The 18,616-nt window shown below is 47.9% G+C and carries 17 protein-coding genes and 2 pseudogenes; 4 read left to right on the forward strand and 15 right to left on the reverse strand.

Annotation, left to right across the window (positions count from 1 at the left end; translation table 11 throughout):
* Position 1 precedes the first annotated feature (1 nt).
* The 15 genes from LH51_RS02305 to LH51_RS02370 all read right to left on the reverse strand — a co-directional run bounded on the left by LH51_RS02305 (position 2) and on the right by LH51_RS02370 (position 15,611).
* Positions 2 to 1,720, reverse strand: coding sequence for a fused response regulator/phosphatase (locus LH51_RS02305; protein WP_036519378.1), 1,719 nt, complete (start codon positions 1,718 to 1,720; stop codon positions 2 to 4).
* Positions 1,717 to 2,004 (reverse strand): STAS domain-containing protein, encoded by a 288-nt coding sequence (locus LH51_RS02310; protein WP_036519379.1) that lies wholly within the window; start codon positions 2,002 to 2,004, stop codon positions 1,717 to 1,719. The genes LH51_RS02305 and LH51_RS02310 overlap by 4 nt, the downstream gene beginning before the upstream one ends.
* 12 nt (positions 2,005 to 2,016) lie before the next feature.
* Positions 2,017 to 3,159, reverse strand: a complete 1,143-nt coding sequence (locus LH51_RS20725; protein WP_052063370.1) for a methyl-accepting chemotaxis protein — start codon at positions 3,157 to 3,159, stop codon at positions 2,017 to 2,019.
* Between the two features lie 11 nt (positions 3,160 to 3,170).
* The gene (locus LH51_RS02320; RefSeq protein WP_036519381.1) at positions 3,171 to 4,199 is read right to left on the reverse strand and encodes a protein-glutamate methylesterase/protein-glutamine glutaminase; all 1,029 of its coding nucleotides are present in this window, start codon (positions 4,197 to 4,199) and stop codon (positions 3,171 to 3,173) included.
* Between the two features lie 24 nt (positions 4,200 to 4,223).
* On the reverse strand, positions 4,224 to 4,838 hold the full coding sequence (gene cheD / locus LH51_RS02325; protein WP_036519382.1) for a chemoreceptor glutamine deamidase CheD: 615 nt from the start codon (positions 4,836 to 4,838) through the stop codon (positions 4,224 to 4,226).
* A complete protein-coding gene (locus tag LH51_RS02330) occupies positions 4,835 to 5,680 on the reverse strand; it encodes a CheR family methyltransferase (RefSeq protein ID WP_200881840.1) in 846 nt (281 codons plus the stop codon). Before LH51_RS02330 ends, cheD begins: the two co-directional genes overlap by 4 nt.
* A 53-nt stretch (positions 5,681 to 5,733) precedes the next feature.
* A complete protein-coding gene (locus tag LH51_RS23895) occupies positions 5,734 to 8,256 on the reverse strand; it encodes a methyl-accepting chemotaxis protein (RefSeq protein ID WP_052063371.1) in 2,523 nt (840 codons plus the stop codon).
* 97 nt (positions 8,257 to 8,353) lie between these two features.
* Entirely contained in the window at positions 8,354 to 9,820 is a 1,467-nt protein-coding gene (locus LH51_RS02340) for a methyl-accepting chemotaxis protein (RefSeq protein WP_052063372.1), read from the reverse strand.
* Positions 9,817 to 10,734, reverse strand: a complete 918-nt coding sequence (locus tag LH51_RS20350; RefSeq protein ID WP_052063373.1) for a Tar ligand binding domain-containing protein — start codon at positions 10,732 to 10,734, stop codon at positions 9,817 to 9,819. The genes LH51_RS02340 and LH51_RS20350 overlap by 4 nt, the downstream gene beginning before the upstream one ends.
* A 16-nt stretch (positions 10,735 to 10,750) precedes the next feature.
* Positions 10,751 to 11,242 carry a chemotaxis protein CheW gene (locus tag LH51_RS02345; RefSeq protein WP_036519384.1) on the reverse strand — a complete coding sequence of 164 codons (492 nt, stop codon included), beginning with the start codon at positions 11,240 to 11,242 and terminating at the stop codon, positions 10,751 to 10,753.
* A 9-nt stretch (positions 11,243 to 11,251) separates the two neighbouring features.
* Positions 11,252 to 13,414 (reverse strand): chemotaxis protein CheW, encoded by a 2,163-nt coding sequence (locus tag LH51_RS02350; protein ID WP_036519386.1) that lies wholly within the window; start codon positions 13,412 to 13,414, stop codon positions 11,252 to 11,254.
* A 22-nt stretch (positions 13,415 to 13,436) separates the two neighbouring features.
* Positions 13,437 to 13,802, reverse strand: coding sequence for a response regulator (locus LH51_RS02355; protein WP_036519388.1), 366 nt, complete (start codon positions 13,800 to 13,802; stop codon positions 13,437 to 13,439).
* 206 nt (positions 13,803 to 14,008) lie between these two features.
* Positions 14,009 to 14,140 (reverse strand): hypothetical protein, encoded by a 132-nt coding sequence (locus tag LH51_RS23350; protein WP_268746517.1) that lies wholly within the window; start codon positions 14,138 to 14,140, stop codon positions 14,009 to 14,011.
* A gap of 144 nt (positions 14,141 to 14,284) precedes the next feature.
* Positions 14,285 to 15,076 (reverse strand): PAS domain-containing protein, encoded by a 792-nt coding sequence (locus LH51_RS02365; RefSeq protein ID WP_052063374.1) that lies wholly within the window; start codon positions 15,074 to 15,076, stop codon positions 14,285 to 14,287.
* A 37-nt stretch (positions 15,077 to 15,113) separates the two neighbouring features.
* Entirely contained in the window at positions 15,114 to 15,611 is a 498-nt protein-coding gene (locus LH51_RS02370; RefSeq protein ID WP_036519391.1) for an FKBP-type peptidyl-prolyl cis-trans isomerase, read from the reverse strand.
* 112 nt (positions 15,612 to 15,723) lie between these two features.
* Between LH51_RS02370 and LH51_RS18715 the strand changes: the two genes are divergently transcribed.
* The 4 genes and pseudogenes from LH51_RS18715 to LH51_RS02385 form a co-directional block, all read left to right on the forward strand.
* Positions 15,724 to 16,188: an exonuclease domain-containing protein gene (locus LH51_RS18715; protein WP_052063375.1), complete on the forward strand. Its 465-nt coding sequence runs from the start codon at positions 15,724 to 15,726 to the stop codon at positions 16,186 to 16,188.
* A gap of 211 nt (positions 16,189 to 16,399) precedes the next feature.
* A pseudogene (locus LH51_RS22010) lies at positions 16,400 to 17,658 on the forward strand (DEAD/DEAH box helicase); the annotation flags it as partial.
* Positions 17,659 to 17,709: 51 nt separating this feature from the next.
* Positions 17,710 to 18,174, forward strand: a complete 465-nt coding sequence (locus LH51_RS22015; protein WP_442934806.1) for a DbpA RNA binding domain-containing protein — start codon at positions 17,710 to 17,712, stop codon at positions 18,172 to 18,174.
* 106 nt (positions 18,175 to 18,280) lie between these two features.
* Positions 18,281 to 18,616 (forward strand): annotated as a pseudogene (locus LH51_RS02385) (M23 family metallopeptidase); the annotation flags it as partial.

The following is an 18,616-nucleotide window of genomic DNA, read 5'->3' on the forward strand; positions in this document are numbered from 1 at the left end:
ACTAACGCAATATAGCGCGCACGAAAGTGCCGCGTTCACGCATTTCGACGTCAGTGGCGAGCTGTCTGACCAAAGTAATACCGCGTCCAAATGCATGCTGATTGGTACTACCGACAATAGCATCTTCAGGTAGATACCCCTTGCCACTGTCTTTTACATCAATATGCAGATAAGGACCCTGTGTATCCACACCCCATTTCAGCATCAGCCGTAGCACATCCTGTTGCTGAAGATTAGCAAGGCGCTTTTCCCGTTCGAGGTAATAGGCCATAAAACCCTCTGGTCCAACTTTCAATAAAGAAGTCAGTTCCAGCAAACCATGATCGATAGCATTATTAACCAGCTCACTAATGATGGTAAAACTTCTCTGACACACAGACTGCTCAAACCCCATACTGGAAAGAAACTGATTACACATGGACGGCAGTTCCTGCTTCGCAATCTGGGTGCCAACCAGCTCCAGTGACCATTCAAACGGCGACAAATCCGTCATATTGCGAACAAAAGCCCGTGGAGAACGACTCATAGTCACGGGATCATCCAGTTGGTCAAAACACAACTCATACATGGAAACATCATCATCAAAACCAGCTGAGCGAACGTGATCAGTCATGGCTTTGGCTATCGTATCCATCTTGTTGTTACGCGTACGTACAACAATCTGAATTAAGCGTTCAATACCAAAAGTACGTCCGATATGATCTTCCTGCTCAACAACCCCATCACTGAAACTGAACAACACACCCTTATCAGGTAGTTTTCGGTGCGTTGAGCGCACTTCAAACTGTGTATCATTCAGAATACCCAGGGCCATATGAGTGGATTGAAAACGATGCACAATTTTGTGGCCCTCATCCAAAAGCAGTAACTCCGGCATCCCTCCGTTCCAAACCTTCAAATCGCCATGGTTGATATCTATCTCAACCAACGAGGCAGCGACAAAGCGATCAGCAGGCAGCTGTTCTTGCAAGCGCGCATTAATTTCACGGATGATGGGTTCAAGCCGATAGCCTTTTTGCACCATGGTTTTAAAAATAGACACCATCGGTACCAGCGTAATCGTTGAGGACAAGCCATGACCGGTGGCATCGGCATGCAGTATAAAAATACTCCCACAGGGCGCATCACGCGCCAGAATAATATCACCACCGAAGCCACTGGTAGATTTCAAAAAGTGACTAAAGCCAGCAATGGATTTTGTCTGCCGACTCAAAAGGTGATTGTAGAAAATATGCGATGCCATCTGCTCTTCCATCCCGGCATTATTGATCAGCAGTTGCAGCTTTTCATTTTGCTCGGAGATGATCTTGTGAAGCCGCATATTGTAGACCAGCGCATCAATTTTAAGGCTTAACAACAAGGGGTTAACCGGTTTTAACAAATAGTCATCTACACCCAGTTTAAAGCAGGCTTGTAAGATAGCCTGGTCCTGACTGGAACCGAGTATGATCACGGGTAGTTTTTTGTTTGTTGCGTTAGCCGGGAAGTAATTGAGCAGATCAGTGCCTTTATGGTCTTCAAGGTCATAATCAATCAGCGCTATATCTATCCGTGTACCGGAAGCCAGGATCAGCCGAGCCTCATCAAAACACAAGGCAGTAACAACATTAAATCTCTGACGAGTAAGATAGGATTTGAATAATGCATTCAGCGCTGGATTATGTTCAACAACCAGTAGGGTAATACCTGAACGATCATTTTCCACATCCTGTTGCTTCATCGGATCTCAACAATTTTTTCCATATTGGCTACTTTCAAAATTTCAGCCGCCAGCCCTGACGCATTAACAACCACGACCTGCTTGCTCACTTCAGCACATTTTTTCTGTAGCATCACCAGCATGCCCAGTGCTGAGCTGTCCAGATAATCCACTTGCGCAAAATCCACTTCAACTTCCTGTAACTTCTGGTCAGCCAAAACCTGGGCGATTTTATTGTAAAACTCCTTGTGATAACTAAAATCAAATCGTTCCGGCAATTTGATAGATAGTGTTGTATCGCTCACGCGTTAAACTCCTTAAAACAGATCAATGTCGCCACTGCTCATAGAGCTGGCGGATACGGGATTGGATTTTCTGGATTGCCGATCTTCGCGGAACTGCACAATGCTGTCACGCAATGATTTTTCATCCAGATTCTTATGTTCATTTTTCAGCACTTCGGCCAACACCAACAGATGGCGCTGCTCATTCGTAGTATGCTCGATAGTCTGACTACTCATATCCTGGAATTGCATGGCTCGCATGGCATCAAACAAGGCTGTCATCAGTTCCTGGGATATAGACTCCATCCCTTGGGTTATCTGCTGATCTTTTTCCGTTTTGCTCATTAAATGCTCAATCGCGCCTTGCACTTCTTTTTTAGCTTCCAGAATAAAGGACATATCCTGAGAGGCTATACGGCTGACATCATCGACCAGTGTTGAAATCTGAACGTTCATCATATTCAGATTGTCCTGAATGGTTTTGCTAAAGTTGGCTGAACGACTGGACAGTGCCCGGACCTCATCGGCTACAACCGAAAATCCACGACCACTATCCCCAGCACGCGCTGCCTCTATAGCCGCATTTAATGCCAGAAGATTAGTCTGCTTGGCAATATTATCTATGTCGTCCAGGGTCTTCATCAGGGTCGGCATGCGTTCCGATAGCTTAGATACCCGTTCAAGCATCTCCATGGAGTCAGCACTCATTCTTACAGTGGTTTCAACAAAATGATTCATCGTTTCCAGTGTATTATGTGCAAAACCTCCCAGATGGCCCGCTACATGCTTGCCCTCATCATCATCCACATCTCCATATAACAACATGGATACATCAGCCTGCTGCCGCTCTATCTGCTCTTTAAGCTGACTAAATGATATTGACAAGGTGTTCATGGCATCATTCTGCATACTTTGCAGGGCATCCATATCACTCACTATTTCGGATACAACCTGCTCAATACAGGTGCCGATCTCTTGCATCTCATCAACGACATCATCATTGCGGTTACTTTGCGCTGGCTGATCCCCCACCTTGCGCGTACCATCCTCTTTCAATGCAGCCGCCAGACCAATTGCCAGTGCTACAAGCACACCCAATGCCGGATAAATCCAGTGTGCCAGGGTGATACCCACAGCCAGTGCAACCAGCCAAATCAGTATTTTGGTTTTATTCATAATGCATTTCCTTAAACCCGGTTAATCCGCTGACCAATTTTTTCAATCACCCGACCAGGCAGCGATGTGAGAGGTAACACTTCATCTACAGCCCCTATGGCAATAGCCTCTTTAGGCATACCAAAGACGATGCAACTTTGCTCATCCTGTGCCAATGTGACTGCCCCGGCCTCCTTCATCGCTTTTAATCCCAGCGCACCGTCCTTGCCCATACCGGTGAGTATGACCCCGATAGCATTAGCTCCCGCGACTCGGGCTGCCGACAGAAATAGCACATCCACAGACGGACGGTGACGATTAACGGGAGCCGAATCACTCAGGGATGTCATGTAATTGGCACCACTACGTACAATCTCAAGATGCGCATTACCCGGTGCAATATAGACATGGCCTGGTAGTAAGCGTTTATTATGTGTTGCTTCTTCTACACTCAAAGTGCAGAGCTTATTCAATCGATCGGCAAAGGTTTTAGTAAAATTTTCAGGCATATGTTGAGTAATCATAATAGCTGGCATATCAGCTGGTATAGGCTCTAGAAACTGGCGTATCGCTTCCGTACCACCGGTTGACGCACCGACAAAAATCACTTTTTCTGTGGACGCATAGCCTCGATTTATACGTGAGGCGACACCTGCCTTTTTGGGTATCGCCGACTGCACATTGGCCGCCGCACAAATACGTAGTTTTTCAGCGATCAACTCTGAATAACTGATTAAACCGGATGCAATATCAACTTTTGGTTTGGCGATATAGTCTATTGCACCTAACTCCAACGCTCTGAGCGTTACATCTGAACCTGCCTCCGTCAATGATGACACCATTAATACCGGCATGGGACGTAAACGCATCAGGCGATCCAGGAATTCCAGACCGTCCATACGTGGCATCTCTACATCCAGTGTCAGAACATCCGGATTGTGCAGCTTAATCAGTTCGCGTGCCACAATGGGATCAGGTGCACAGGCAACCACCTGTAAGTCAGCGTGACTGTTGATAATTTCAGTAAGCAACTGACGAATAAGCGCTGAATCATCTACCACTAAATTTAGTTTTTTCTTTACTTATCAAGTAAATATCTCCATATCGCCAGACATATCCATCTCTGTCAAACGATTATAGTAATCGGCTTCTCTGTCCAGAATGGTGGTGTTATTCAGCTTTTTCAGTTTTTTCACCATGACTCTGCCAGTGCGTGGGAAAAAGTAGACTTTGCGAGGGTACACATCCAGCAAATCACGCGCCAGAACGGGAATTCTCTCTTTTTCAAGGTATCTGACCACAAAGCGGCTATTTTTTTCACCCAGTTTATGCCCACCTGGTGAGGCCAATGCATTACAGGCGCCAAAGACTTTGGCTTGCAACTGCTCTCGTTGAGCACCATTTTTTAGTAACTGATTGATTAAGGTTTCCATAGCATGGCTACCATAACGCATTGAACTATCGATAAGTGCGTTATCCCTTTGCTGGTCTGGCAACATAAAGTGACACATTCCTCCGATACCTGTTAGCTGATCGCGAATGCAGGCACAAACACAGCTCCCCAATACCGTTACTAAAATCATGTCTCGCGCGGTTACATAGTACTCACCCGGAAGTAGCTTGACCGCGTCCAGCTCAAAATAGGGGTCAAAATAGATATCCGGCATTATCGCATGACGGCCATCTGTTGAGGCATTCATGCATTCGACCTTACTGAGTGTGCAGTTCTCACTGGCACAAAAATAGTTTGACCCTGCGAGCGGAACAGATCGGCGGCATGCTGAAAGCTTTCAGAATGACCGGCATAGAGTAATCCCTGCTCAGATAACAGCGGATGAAAGCGTGATAGTATTTTGTATTGTGTCGGCTTATCGAAGTAGATCATCACATTACGGCAGAAAATAGCATCAAAGCGCCCCTTAAACGGCCACTGAGGCATCAGTAAGTTAAATGGGCGGAAGGTAACCAGTTGCTGCACTTCCGGCCGGATACGTGCACTGCCAATACGAGAGCCTCGCCCTTTGTTAAAAAATTGGCGAAGGCGTTCGACTGGCAGCTTTTCCAAGCGCTCCATGCCATAAATTCCCGCCCGAGCATGTTCCAGTACATGCGTGTCCACATCTGTAGCCAGTATCCTGACCGGCGGATCCCAGCGACCAAAGGTTTCAATCGCGGTCATCGCCAAAGAGTAAGCCTCTTCACCCGTTGAACAGGCGCTGGACCAGATTTGAAACGGTTTTTTTGGAGTCACCTGTGCCACCTGCATGGCCTGTGACAGATAATCAAAATGATGTGACTCCCGAAAAAAAGAGGTCAAATTAGTCGTGAGTGCGTTAATAAAATCCTGTGCCTCATCTTCATGCTGCTCCAGAAAATCCAGATAACCGGAAAACTCACTCAGACCCAGAGCCCGCAAGCGGCGGGCAATACGGCTATATACCAAGTCACGCTTTTTATCCGTCAGAGAAATACCCACACGCTCACGGATTAAATCGCGGATACGTTCAAAATCTTCATTCCTGAATACGAATTCGCGATCCACTAACACATTTCCTCATTAGTTAAGCAGAGCTTCAAAAAAAATAGCCTTCAGACTCAAAACTCTTCCCACTCATCCTCAGCGCTGCCTGCTGCTGGTAAATGTTTGCTTGGGTTGGGTCTGGCCTGTGTTGCAGGCAATTCGGCACTGACATGATCGGCTTTCAACCGGGGTGGTCGTACTCCGCCCGCTCTGGACCGATCAATCTTGAATACAGAAACAGCCTCAGAGAGTGAAGCGGCCTGATCTTCGAGGGACTCAGCCGCCGCCGCTGCTTCTTCCACCAACGCGGCATTCTGCTGGGTCACATCATCCATTTGTGTAATGGCTTGATTAATCTGCTCAATACCCTGACTTTGCTCTTCAGATGCAGCGGATATTTCCGCCATAATATCGGTGACACGCTTCACTGACTGGACTATGTCAGCCATGGACACACCGGCTTCACTCACCAATCGGCTACCATTTTCCACAATTCGGGCATCTTCTTTAATGAGTGCCTGTATCTCTTTAGCCGCAGCAGCAGAGCGCTGTGCGAGCGTGCGCACCTCACCGGCAACCACGGCAAAACCACGCCCCTGCTCACCCGCACGAGCGGCCTCCACCGCTGCATTTAGCGCCAGTATATTAGTCTGAAAGGCAATGCCATCAATCACACTAATGATGTTGTTAATTTTTTCGGAACTGGCAGTCAGCTCATGCATGCTAGTAATGGCCTCCTGCACTTTACTACCACCTGCTTCGGCAACACTATTGGCCTGACCTGCCAATTGATTTGCTTGCTGCGCATTATCCGCATTCTGCTTAACAGTACTGGTCAACTCTTCCATGCTCGAGGCTGTTTCTTCCAGGCTGGAAGCCTGCTCTTCGGTACGCTGGGAAAGATCTGTATTACCCGCAGAAATTTCTGTTGCAGCTGTAGTAACATTCTCTACAGACAAATTTATTTGATAAACCACCTCAGACAACTGCGTCACGGTGGCATTTGCAGCACTGGCCAGAGCTCCCAGATCACCTGGGTACTGCCCTTGTACCTGCTGGATCAAATCACCCTTGGCAAGCGCCTGCATCACAACTTGTATTTCCACGAAGGCCGTTTCCAGCGCTGCCACTGACTGGTTCATCATGTTTTTCAGTTTGAGCATTTCGCCTGAGGCTTTAGCATCAACCCGCTTATTGAACTCACCCTTGGCCACATGAGTCATCACCAACACTACTGAATCCATTATCTCTTTGAGAGACTGCATCCCATAGGCAGCATTTTCAAGAATTAAACGATAGTCACCTCTTACTAATTCAGGATTAATCGATACACTAAATTCACCTTCACGAATTGATTGCATTACCTTGGATAATTCGCTCATCGAAAATTGCATCGTTTCAGCGCTTTTATTAACGCCTACTTTCAATTTGTGTAGGTCACCTGAATACTCACCTTTCATACTGGCACTAAAATCGCCCTCTGATAGCGCGTGGACTGCGGTGTTAGCTTCTAAAATCGCTTGCTCTAAACTAACTAACAGTGCGTTAGTGGCATCCGCCATTTGCCCTGTCTCATCCTGTACGTTAACTGCTACACGCTGGCTAAAATCAAAATTTTGTTTTAGGTTTTGCAGGTGAGTAGTGATGATAGAGATGGGTTTTACCAATTTATTGGCAAATACCAACAGTACTAACATCGCAATTACTAAAGAAACACCACCCAGCACCCACAGCACCTTCGCCAGAAAAGTGATTGGCGCATAGAGTTCATCCTTTGTTTGATCAACAATCAAACCCCATTTCAAACCAAACTGCTCATAAGATCGATCAAGAATAAGTGTCATACCCCACTTGGTCTGCCCATCTCCACTTAAAAAGAATGCACCCGGATCACCTTGGTCATGAAGCATGGGAGCGTCCATAATGGGGTAACCCGACATATCATAACCATATCGAGCCTTGTTGCTATGACCGATAAGTTGACCATCCGCATTGAATAGAGTAGCGGCTCCTGTCTCACCAATGTTCACATTGATGGCATATTGCGCTATTTTTTCACTGTCAACCTGACCAAAAACCCAACCGTAGTTCACTCCCTCATGAATTACCGGGCTCACGTAAACAAGATAACGCGACATTTGGCCCGCTAGCGGGGTGGCTTGATCAATTATTTTTTGACCTGCTTTAGCCTGTATTAACCAGGACTTAACCACCTGTTCAACAGAGGCTTGTCCATCACTTAGTAAGACATTCCCTTGTTGTGCCACTATTTGATTTCGATTATCAACAAAGATCAGTGAAGAAAAGTCATCAAAGGTAATGAGATAACGACTCAGACCATAAGCGGCGTCATCAGCATCATTCCTGCGCAGAGTGCTTGAACCTGACACTAACTGAACTTCCGCAAAGCGCTGGTGAATGTAGTTATCCATTAGCTCAGCCGTGCTATCACCGACTTCCTGAAGCATCGCCGTAATGCCGCTTTCTAATTGAGATTTCATCAAGCTATAGGTCACACCACCCATAATAATCAAGGGCACCAAGACTATAAAAAAGACAATCCCTAAAATTTTGCTGCGCACACTGTTAAGTTTCATTTTAATACCTTTTTTTAGTGCCCCAAACAAAACTGCTTACTCAAGTTTCGAGTACAAAAACAGCAAGAAATATAGCTTAAGTTACTGAGTAGAATGATTAAAATTCCTCCCACTCATCCTCATTTGGCTTGGCCGGAGGAGGTGTTAAGCGTTTTGCCGGTTTAGTCGAAGCAGGTTTTGCGGCTGCCTTTTTAGCTGGCATACGTGGCGCATTTAACCTGGGTGCCCGGTGTGTCAGCGCAGACTGCTCATCCAGCTTGAACACAGCCACGGAAGTTGCCAGTGACCCGGCCTGTTCTTCAAGGGATTCAGCCGCTGCCGCTGCCTCTTCAACCAACGCCGCATTCTGCTGGGTCACATCATCCATCTGCGTAACAGCCTGGTTCACCTGTTCGATACCCTGACTCTGCTCTTCAGAAGCTGCAGATATTTCACCCATCAGATCAGTTACACGTTTAACCGATGTAACTATCTCTTCGATGGTTTTGCCAGTTTCAGTAACCAGGTCACTGCCTTCATGTACTATATCGACTGAACGGCTGATCAACTCCTTGATCTCTTTAGCCGCAGCAGCGGATCGCTGGGCTAATGAGCGTACCTCACCGGCAACCACAGCGAAGCCACGCCCCTGTTCTCCGGCACGTGCTGCTTCTACAGCCGCATTCAATGCCAGAATATTGGTCTGGAAAGCTATACCATCAATAAGCGTAGTGATATCGGCAATTTTGCTGGAACTTTCACTGATTGCATCCATGGTTTTCACTACACGACGGGCCTTCTCGCCACCACTTTCAGCTACCAGAGCGGCACTTTGCACCAACTGATTGGCCTGGCGCGCGTTATCTGCATTCTGACGTACAGTTGAAGTGAGTTCTTCCAGACTGGACGCGGTTTCTTCCAGGCTGGAGGCCTGCTCTTCAGTACGCTGCGACAAGTCGGTATTACCTGCCGCAATCTCTTGTGCCGCAGTATTGATGGCATCAACTGACTGCTTGATCTCACTCACCAGGGATTTCAAGTGATCTACTGTGGAGTTAGTACTGCTCTGCAATTCACCAAAAGCACCCCGGTAGTCACCGGTAACCTGCTCAGTCAGCTCACCTTTAGAGAGATGGTTCATAACCCGCATGACTTCACGCAAGCCAGTATCAGTCACTGCCATGAGCTTGTTGACACCTTCCCCTAAACGCTTAAAGAAGCCCTGCAACTCATCTGACTCGATACGCGCAGTAAAATCACCCTGTGATGCTTTTTCAACCAGGTCCGTCACACTGCTTTCAATAGCCACCTCTAGCGTGCGATCTTTCCACTCTACAACGGCCCCTAATCTCTCGCCATCCTGATTAAAAATAGGATTAGCTACCAGATCAAAGGTACGTCCACCTATCTTCACTGTAGCTTCATGCTTGCCTTGGAGTGCAGACAATAGTTGCCGCTGATGAGCAGGATTTTTGTGGAATAGATCGATACTATTGCCGACCAGTGTTTCCGGATTGAAGCGTGGCAGGTCTTTACGAATATCTTCTGCGGCGGTGCGGAACATATCCAGCACAGACGGATTCATGTAAATAATATCGAAATTGGCATCAGCACCATGACATTAGCTGACACACTGTCGAGGGCATTTTTAATCCGCAGATTAATATTGGCGATGCGCTTGCTCTCAGTAATATCTGTGTTTAGTTTAGACTGCATGCTTTCCAATGAAAGCAGTACCTTACCTATCTCATCATGGTTATCCACCTGAATGACATTATCCAGCTTGCCCTCGGCAATCTGTCCAAAATAACCTACGGCACGATTGAGTGGATTAACGATGGCGCGAATCAGTAACCAACCAATAAGGGCTGACAAGAGTACGCCAATAACAATCATGGCAATGGCGATATTCCGAGTACGTTCATATTCGGCCAATGCCGCCAAATATTCCTGCTCGGCGATTACAGCCTGCAGATCCATCAACTCTGTCGCTACATCATATGCCTTGTTAAACGCCGGGTTCACAACACGAATCATGTGCATATTACCCTGACGGTAGCGGCTGTCCTCATAAAGCTCCACAGCTACCAGCAAACCATTTTGTACAAAATCCCTGCGTGCTTCAGCAAAACTGTCAGCCAGCGCACGCTCTTCTGCTGTCAAATAGGTTTGCATATAGGCATCCCAAATCCGGGTAATACCGGCAATATTTTCGCGTACCCGATCAGTGTGCAATTGAATGGGATGGTTATGCAGCGAGTGCTCTTCGAGTCGTGGATCGTGCATTCCGGCGAGTTGTAGCTCAATAATATTACGCTGCATCATATATTCGATATCAGCCAGTTGATGTGAGGGAACAAGCCGGTCTTCAAAAACCGTTTCCAGGCGCAAGTCAACGTTGCGCATACCATTAAGCCCCATGCCACCAATCACAATCAGCAGTACTGACAGCAAGCCGATAACAAAAATCAACCGGGCTTTAACACTGATATTTTTCATTCTTTACTCCAGATATTTAAACGGTGGCTAACTGATCAATGAGGCCCATTTCCTGACTGGTCATCAGTTTTTCTATATCCACTACGATAGCCATACGCTCACCCACAGAGGCAAGGCCCAGTAAGTACTGAGTGTCGAAGCTTGCACCAAAATCAGGGGCGGGACGGATATCATCCGGCTTCAACGCCACCACATCGGATACAGAATCCACCACCATACCGACAATACGCTGGCCAAGATTGAGAATGATCATCACGGTAAACTGGTCATAAGTGGCGTTACCCAGATGAAACTTCAGGCGCATATCTACCACCGGCACGATAACTCCACGCATGTTAATGACACCTTTTATGTAGTCAGGCGTATTGGCAATGCGGGTGACCGCGTCATAGCCACGAATTTCCTGAACTTTAAGGATATCTATCGCATATTCTTCTTCACCGAGTGTAAATGTAAGATACTCCTCGGCCTGATTCAGTATTGAGTTTTCTTGTGTTGCCTCTGTCATATCGCTACCTCAACCCTTCTGTAACGGGTTATCTGTGCTGCTCATGCGTGCCAGCTTGTCTATATCAAGAATCAGTGCCACACGTCCGTCCCCCATGATGGTTGCACCAGAAATACCATCGACCTTGCGGTAATGAGTTTCCAGACTTTTAATCACTACCTGCTGCTGAGCAATCAACTCATCCACGAACAAAGCCACTTTATCGCTGTTGGTTTCAACCACCACCAGAATGCCTTTTTCAGGGTCAGTAACATCAGGCTCCAGGTTCAGCGTTTTGTAGAGTTCGAGTAACGGCAGATACTCACCACGCATCTGTACAACCCGGCCTTTGCCGGATACAGTTTTCAACTGATCCGTCTCTGGCTGAAAAGATTCCAGTATTCGTGTCAGTGGCAGGATAAAAATTTCGTTACCCACGCGTAACGTCATACCATCCAGAATCGCCAGCGTAAGCGGTAAGCGTAGCCCAATGGTCGTCCCCACACCGGGAACCGATTCAATTTCAACCTGGCCTTTCATCTCGGCGATGTTACGCTGCACCACATCCATACCCACACCGCGTCCGGACACATCGGTGACCTCTTTAGCGGTTGAAAATCCGGGGGCAAAAATCAGCTGCCAGACTTCTTTATCTGTGGGGTTATCCGAGAGAGGCAGGTTTTTCTCGCGGGCTTTTTGGAGTAATTTCTCACGATTCAAGCCGGCACCATCATCAACAATCTCGACCAGAATACTGCCGCCCTGATGGCTGGCACTAAGGGTGATCGTTCCCTCTTCCGGCTTACCTGCCGCCATACGAACTTCAGGGGTTTCAATACCATGATCGATACTGTTGCGCAGCAGGTGTGTAAGTGGATCAGCAAGCTTTTCAATCAGCCCTTTATCCAGTTCGGTTTCCTCACCGACCAGCTTTAGGCGCACTTTTTTGTTCATCTTTTGGGTCAAATCACGCACAACACGTGGGAAACGTCCAAATACAAAGTTGATAGGTAGCATGCGGATAGACATCACCGCTTCTTGCAGATCACGTGAATTACGCTCCAAATTCACCAAGCCATTATGAATCGCTTCATATTCAACCGCATCGAGCTGGGACGCTGACTGCGCCAGCATGGAGCGGGTAATCACCAACTCTCCAACCAGGTTAATTAACTGATCAACTTTTTCAACACCCACCCTGATTGATGTTTCAGCTTGCGCTTTGGGCGCTTCGCCACGGGCTTTTTTGGTCGCTTGCGCCTGGGGTTTTGCAGTCTGCTGTTCAGGCGGATTTCCGCCCTCAGCAGAAGAGGCTGGCAAGCTGGCTTCGTCGACAAAAAAACCATAACCCTGCTGTGTTTCCTGAGCCGCCACCTGACTGGCTGGCAACTCGGCAGTATCGACAAAAAAACCAAACCCCTCATCAGCCTCTTTTAACGCCTGTTCCTGTTGCGCTGGCAACTCGGCTTCATCGATAAAGAAACCAAAACCCTCATCTTCATCGACAACAGTTGATTCGCGCTCAATAGAGACTTCTGCTGACTCACAAATAAAGGCAAAAATCTCACTGATCGCCTCAGCGTTTTCAGGACCTTGCAAGCGCCAACAGATATGACTATCAGCACCTTGCTGAACCACACTAAGCAAGCCCAGAGCCTGCAAATCTTCAGTAACTGCTTCAACCGAAGCCGCGCCGGAAAAAATATCCGTTCTTGGATGCAGATCGATCAACCAGACCGGTGTATCCTCAGAAGGCTCACTATCCGCTGATTTTAAAGCAACACCCGGTGTGGCAATTTCAGTAGTTTCATCGCCCAGACGTAATAAGTCTGCCCGTACAGTTTCCACCTGAACTTCATCAACCGGTGCACCATCCTGATGTGCCTCTAACATCGCACTGAGCAGATCGCAGCAGGTAAGGAAGGCCGAGATCATCTCATCGGTAACCGCCAGGGTCTGCTTACGCAACTTATCCAGCAGGGTTTCCAGTGCATGCGTTAGTGAAGCAATATCGCTAAAGCCAAAGGTACCACTGCCCCCTTTGATCGAATGAGCCGCACGAAAAATAGCATTAAGATCTTCCAGGCTGGGGTCTTCAACATCCAGAGCCAGCAGCAGTTGCTCCATGGTGCCGAGATGTTCATAGGCCTCATCAATAAATACCTGGTGAAACTGACTCAGATCTATACTCATGCTGTCTTTTCCTGTCGCAGATTCAACCGATCACCTTACGCACTACCTCGATCAGCTTTTGTGGATCAAAGGGCTTAACCAGCCAACCCGTGGCACCGGCGGCACGCCCCTGAGACTTCATGTTATCGCCTGCTTCAGTCGTCAAAACCAAAATTGGAGTGGAGCGATAAGCTGGCAAAGCCCGCAGACTTTTGATCAATGTCAGACCATCCATATTAGGCATATTCTGGTCTGTAAGAATCAGGTCGAAGCGGCCTGCCTGAGCTTTTTCCAGCCCTTGCTTGCCATCTACGGCTTCAGTGATAGTGTAGCCAGCACCCTTGAGTGTAAAACTGACCATCTGGCGGATAGATGCCGAGTCATCAACAGTTAAAATGGACTTACCCATGAAGATTTCCTATATTTTCCGAATTAAACAAACTATAACCCCAAAGGCCCTATGTTTTCATTAGAAAGCGTGTTTTTTAATACACAAAATTACGAAATTTACGAAGTGATGATTGAATACTAGATCATGTGATATGCTGCCAACACATCAAACCTACAACCTCAGGACTCCACCCTGATTCATTAAACCTCTACATGTGCCTGACTTTAGAAAAGCTCTGCCTCATTGGCTGAAAAGCTCATAGCGGGTTTAATCTGACCTTGCTCTACCAGTTCATCATAGAAGCAAACCTGATTTTTGCCATGATGCTTGGCGAAATAAAGCGCTTTGTCATCCACAGGTGAACACCTCAGGCTGCGCTGACAACTGGTTACGCGAAAATTTGATCCTAACGTGGCAGCCATCATGGCCATAAGGCATGGTATTGCGAACCTATTCTCATAGCACATTACCAATAGCCAGATAATAATGCTTACAAGCTCCTAGCCCCTGTCCATAAGGGCTATTTCCTGCAATAGCATTTCGCGCTGAAGCAGATCGGTGATGTCCTTACCAACGCTTGTACGGCGCGTAACGGTTTCTTTATCGCCCTTCACTGCTGAATTGTTTTGTTCTGTAAAAATGAGATCGCCTTCCTTGCGCCGATTGGAAAAAACGCAACGAAATGGAGCGCCCTGCTGGAGAGCTTCACTCAACTGTTGGTTAAAATTTTCATTTTGATCCGAAGACCGTATCGAGTCAGGAGTTTTACCAATGATTTGCTCACTAGTGTAGCCAGTCATTTGCTCAAAAGCCGCGTTGGCAAAGAGGATGTGCTCCATGTTGTCGGTTATTACAATTGGATCGGCCGCCGAGTTCAGCGTTTGTGATAACAGCCTGTGCTCTTGCTCTGCAAACATATGCTCAGTAATGTTCTGCTGCACAGATACATAATTCGCGACTTCGCCAGCATGATTGCGAACAGGCGAAATACTCCACTCTACATAGTAGGGGACACCCTCCTTACGATAGTTCACGGTGCTGCCATGAAAATACAGATTGTGTTTCAGGCAATGGCGTAATTCCGCAATAACCTTTTGATCGGTAAACTCGCCCTGCAACATGCGCGGAGATTGCCCAAGCAGCTCGGCCTGCGAATAGCCGGTCATACGACAAAAAGCATGATTAGCAAAAATAATGTGCGGCCCACCCTGCTCAAAGTTGGCATCTGTAATTAAAACGGCATTAAAGGACTGCTCAACCGCCGCCCTGAAAATATCTTCCCAACTAGACAACTTATCCCCCAGGCTACATTAATTAACGCCTATGGCTTCAGTGATGATGGCCGCCCGGACCGTGTGCGTGACCGTGCGACACCTCATCAGCTTCAGCTGGGCGTACCGAGTCTATCTGTATGGCGTAGGTCAGCACCTTACCCGCCAGGGGATGGTTAGTATCTACCGACACCATAAACCGCCCGACCTTCACCACAGTGACATGCCGTGGTCCCTGATCAGTTTCAACCAGCGCCACCATACCGGCTTGCCAGTTACGCACATTCTTAGGCATGCCCTGCAGGTGCTTGACCGGCACTTTGAGCTGTTGATCCTCTTCCCGCACACCATAGGCATCTTCAGGCTGCAGTGTGATCTCAAAGCTATCTCCAGCTGACCTGCCAGCCATAGCAGCCTCTAGCCCGGGAATCATATTATCGTGCCCATGCAGATAAACCATTGGTGTATCGCCTTGATTACTTTCAAGGACTTCACCCTGCGCATCACGTAGTGTGTAATAAAAACCAACTACGCTATCGTTTTCAATCTGTTTCATTGCACCTTTCCTGTAAAGAGCGTCAATTGATTGTAATAATGGTATGCTTTGATTCTATCCTTAGCGGCAACCCCATACAATTTAAAACACAGGCACAGGTTAGATTATTTCCATGCTGATTATTGACATAGAAGCCTCAGGTCTGGACCCTGATCACTCCTACCCGATTGAAATCGGTGTTTACAATACTGAAGAACCAGACACTTCCCTGAGTTTTCTAATCAGACCCCATGCAGACTGGTCTCACTGGGATGAGGTGGCCGAAGAAATTCATGGAATTGAAAGAGCCGAGCTGTTTCGTGACGGTATCGAACCTGAGCTGGCCTGTGATCAGTTAAATCTCTATATTAACCAGCATGCCGGCAACAGTAACTGCGTTATTTCAGATGCGCCGGATTTTGATTTCATGTGGTTACGTCGTCTGTTCAGAACAACGCAGCAACGCATGCAATTTAAGCTTGCCGGAATTGATTCGGTACTTAACCCCAGCCGCCAGGCTCTGATCTTCTCAGAATTGGAAAAACAACAGATGCCACACCGCGCGCTGGCCGACGCAGGATCATTGGTGAAATACTAATGGGCTACGCCTCTCTTCCAGATCACTAGGAGGCTGTCCGAGAATAGCGTCCGTAGCGAGGGAAAGACCGTCTAGACAAAGGTCCAGTAGATCTGTACAATTTGCGCTTCTTTATGAGGCATTGCTGCTTAAATGTGTGCGGCCCGCCTCTTTGCTAACTGAGCGGCACGTTTCACAAAACACCTCTCTTCTATCAGGTATAAATCACAGCATGTCCAATACTGAAACTCTCCCCACCAACTTTGGTGACCTGGGTCTATCTGCACCTATTCTCGAAGCACTGAACGATGTGGGTTATGAAATACCCTCCCCTATTCAAGCTGGCACCATTCCCGCTCTACTGGCAGGCCGCGACTTGCTTGGCCAGGCTCAAACAGGTACAGGAAAAACCGCTGCATTCGCTTTACCACTCCTGCAGCGCCTTGATCCATCAAAAACCTTTCCGCAGCTATTAATTCTGGCCCAACGCGCGAATTGGCTCTACAGGTAGCGACAGCCTGCGAACGCTATTCAAAACATCTCACCGGTATACGTACCCTCTCCATCTACGGTGGCCAGGGTTACGATGAGCAGCTGCGTGGTTTACGCCGCGGCGCTCATGTCGTTATCGGTACGCCTGGACGCGTGATGGACCATATCCGTCGCGGTACGCTGGCACTGGATCAACTACAAACACTGGTACTGGATGAAGCTGATGAAATGCTTCGCATGGGCTTCATTGACGATGTTGAATGGATTCTGCAGCACACGCCAGCACAGCGTCAGATCGCACTGTTTTCAGCGACTATGCCACCAGTTATCCGCCGTATTGCTGACAATTACCTGTCAGATCCGGCTATTGTCAAAATCGTTAACAAAACAGCCACGGCCAGCACCATCCGTCAGCGTGTCTGGACAGTACGCGGCATGACCAAAACCATGGCACTGACGCGCCTGCTGGAACTGCGTGAACACGAAGGTGTTCTGGTATTCGTACGCACTAAAAATGCAACGGAAGAAGTGGCTGAACAGCTTACCCGCGCCGGTTTCCCAGCCGCTGCACTGCATGGTGACATTGCCCAGAATCAGCGTGAAAAAGTTGTTGATAAGCTCAAAAGCGGCGCCCTGGATATAGTCGTAGCCACCGATGTTGTGGCCCGCGGCCTGGATGTCGAGCGCATTACCCACGTGGTCAACTACGACATTCCTTATGATGCTGAGTCTTACATACACCGTATCGGACGTACCGGCCGTGCGGGTCGTTCAGGTGATGCTATCCTGTTTGCTGCACCTAGAGAACAGCGTTTGTTACAACAGATTGAACGCACAACACGCTCACCGATCGAAACACTGGAACTGCCAACAGCTAAAGATATCAATGCACTGCGGGTTACCCGTCTGCAAGTTGAGTTAGAAGCGGCCGCATCAGATTGCGACCTCTATCTGCCCTTGATTAAGCAGTTCTCTGAAAATACGGACATGACCCCGGAGCAGATGGCCGCCGCTGCACTGAAACTGCTATACAAAAAAATACCGCTGTTCATGGATGAGCGTGAACCAGCTCCAGTGCGTGAAAAACGTACCCGTGACACTCGAGATGAGCGCGGTAGTGATCGCAAGCCTGCGGCTCGCCGTCCTCGTGGTAATGATGCCATCTCCGAAGGCATGCAGCGTTACTGGATAGGTGTGGGTTATCAGCATGGTGTGAAACCCGGTAACATCGTTGGCGCGATTGCCAATGAAGCTGGTGTCGAAAGCCAGTATATCGGTCGCATAGATATCAGTGAGAATTTCAGCACTGTCGATCTGCCTAACAGCATTCCGGCACCCATGTTACAAATTTTGAAACGGGCACGCATCTGTGGTCAACCCCTGAACATCCGCCCCTGGTCAGATGATCTACCTTCGGATCGTGATAATCAGGCCGCCAAGCCAAAGCGCAAGCCAGCACCACGCCGCAGTAACAGCAGTAACAGCAGCAATAGCCGCGAACGTTCGCGCGCTTAACTTAGCTGACTAGCAGACAGGCCCCCTCAAGGGGTGCCTGTCTACTCGACACCAGCCAGCCAGTAACGTTATATTACAGCGACCTTGCAGACTGGACTCTCTGATTTTGCGACAGAAACTGATCATCACACTGACAACCGTCCGCGGTTCTCGCCAATACACCTTAAGTCAGGTAGCAGGCTATCTGGTAGCCCTCTTTCTACTACTCTCTGCACTAAGTTTCTTCATATCCAATCTGCTGCTGGTTAAAACCCGCGATGATCTACAGGGACTGGAACAGGAAAAAATCACCCTGGAAGAACAGTTCACTGAAGCACTTGGTACACAACAGCTTTATCTGGAAAACCTGACCGAGTTAGGCACGCGTTATTCAGAAGTTTTCTACGAACGCACTCAGCTCGAAGAAGAAAAAATTCGCCTGGATGCCGATCTGACAGAAATC

It is taken from the genome of Nitrincola sp. A-D6 (genome assembly GCF_000764495.1).
GTDB lineage: Bacteria > Pseudomonadota > Gammaproteobacteria > Pseudomonadales > Balneatricaceae > Nitrincola.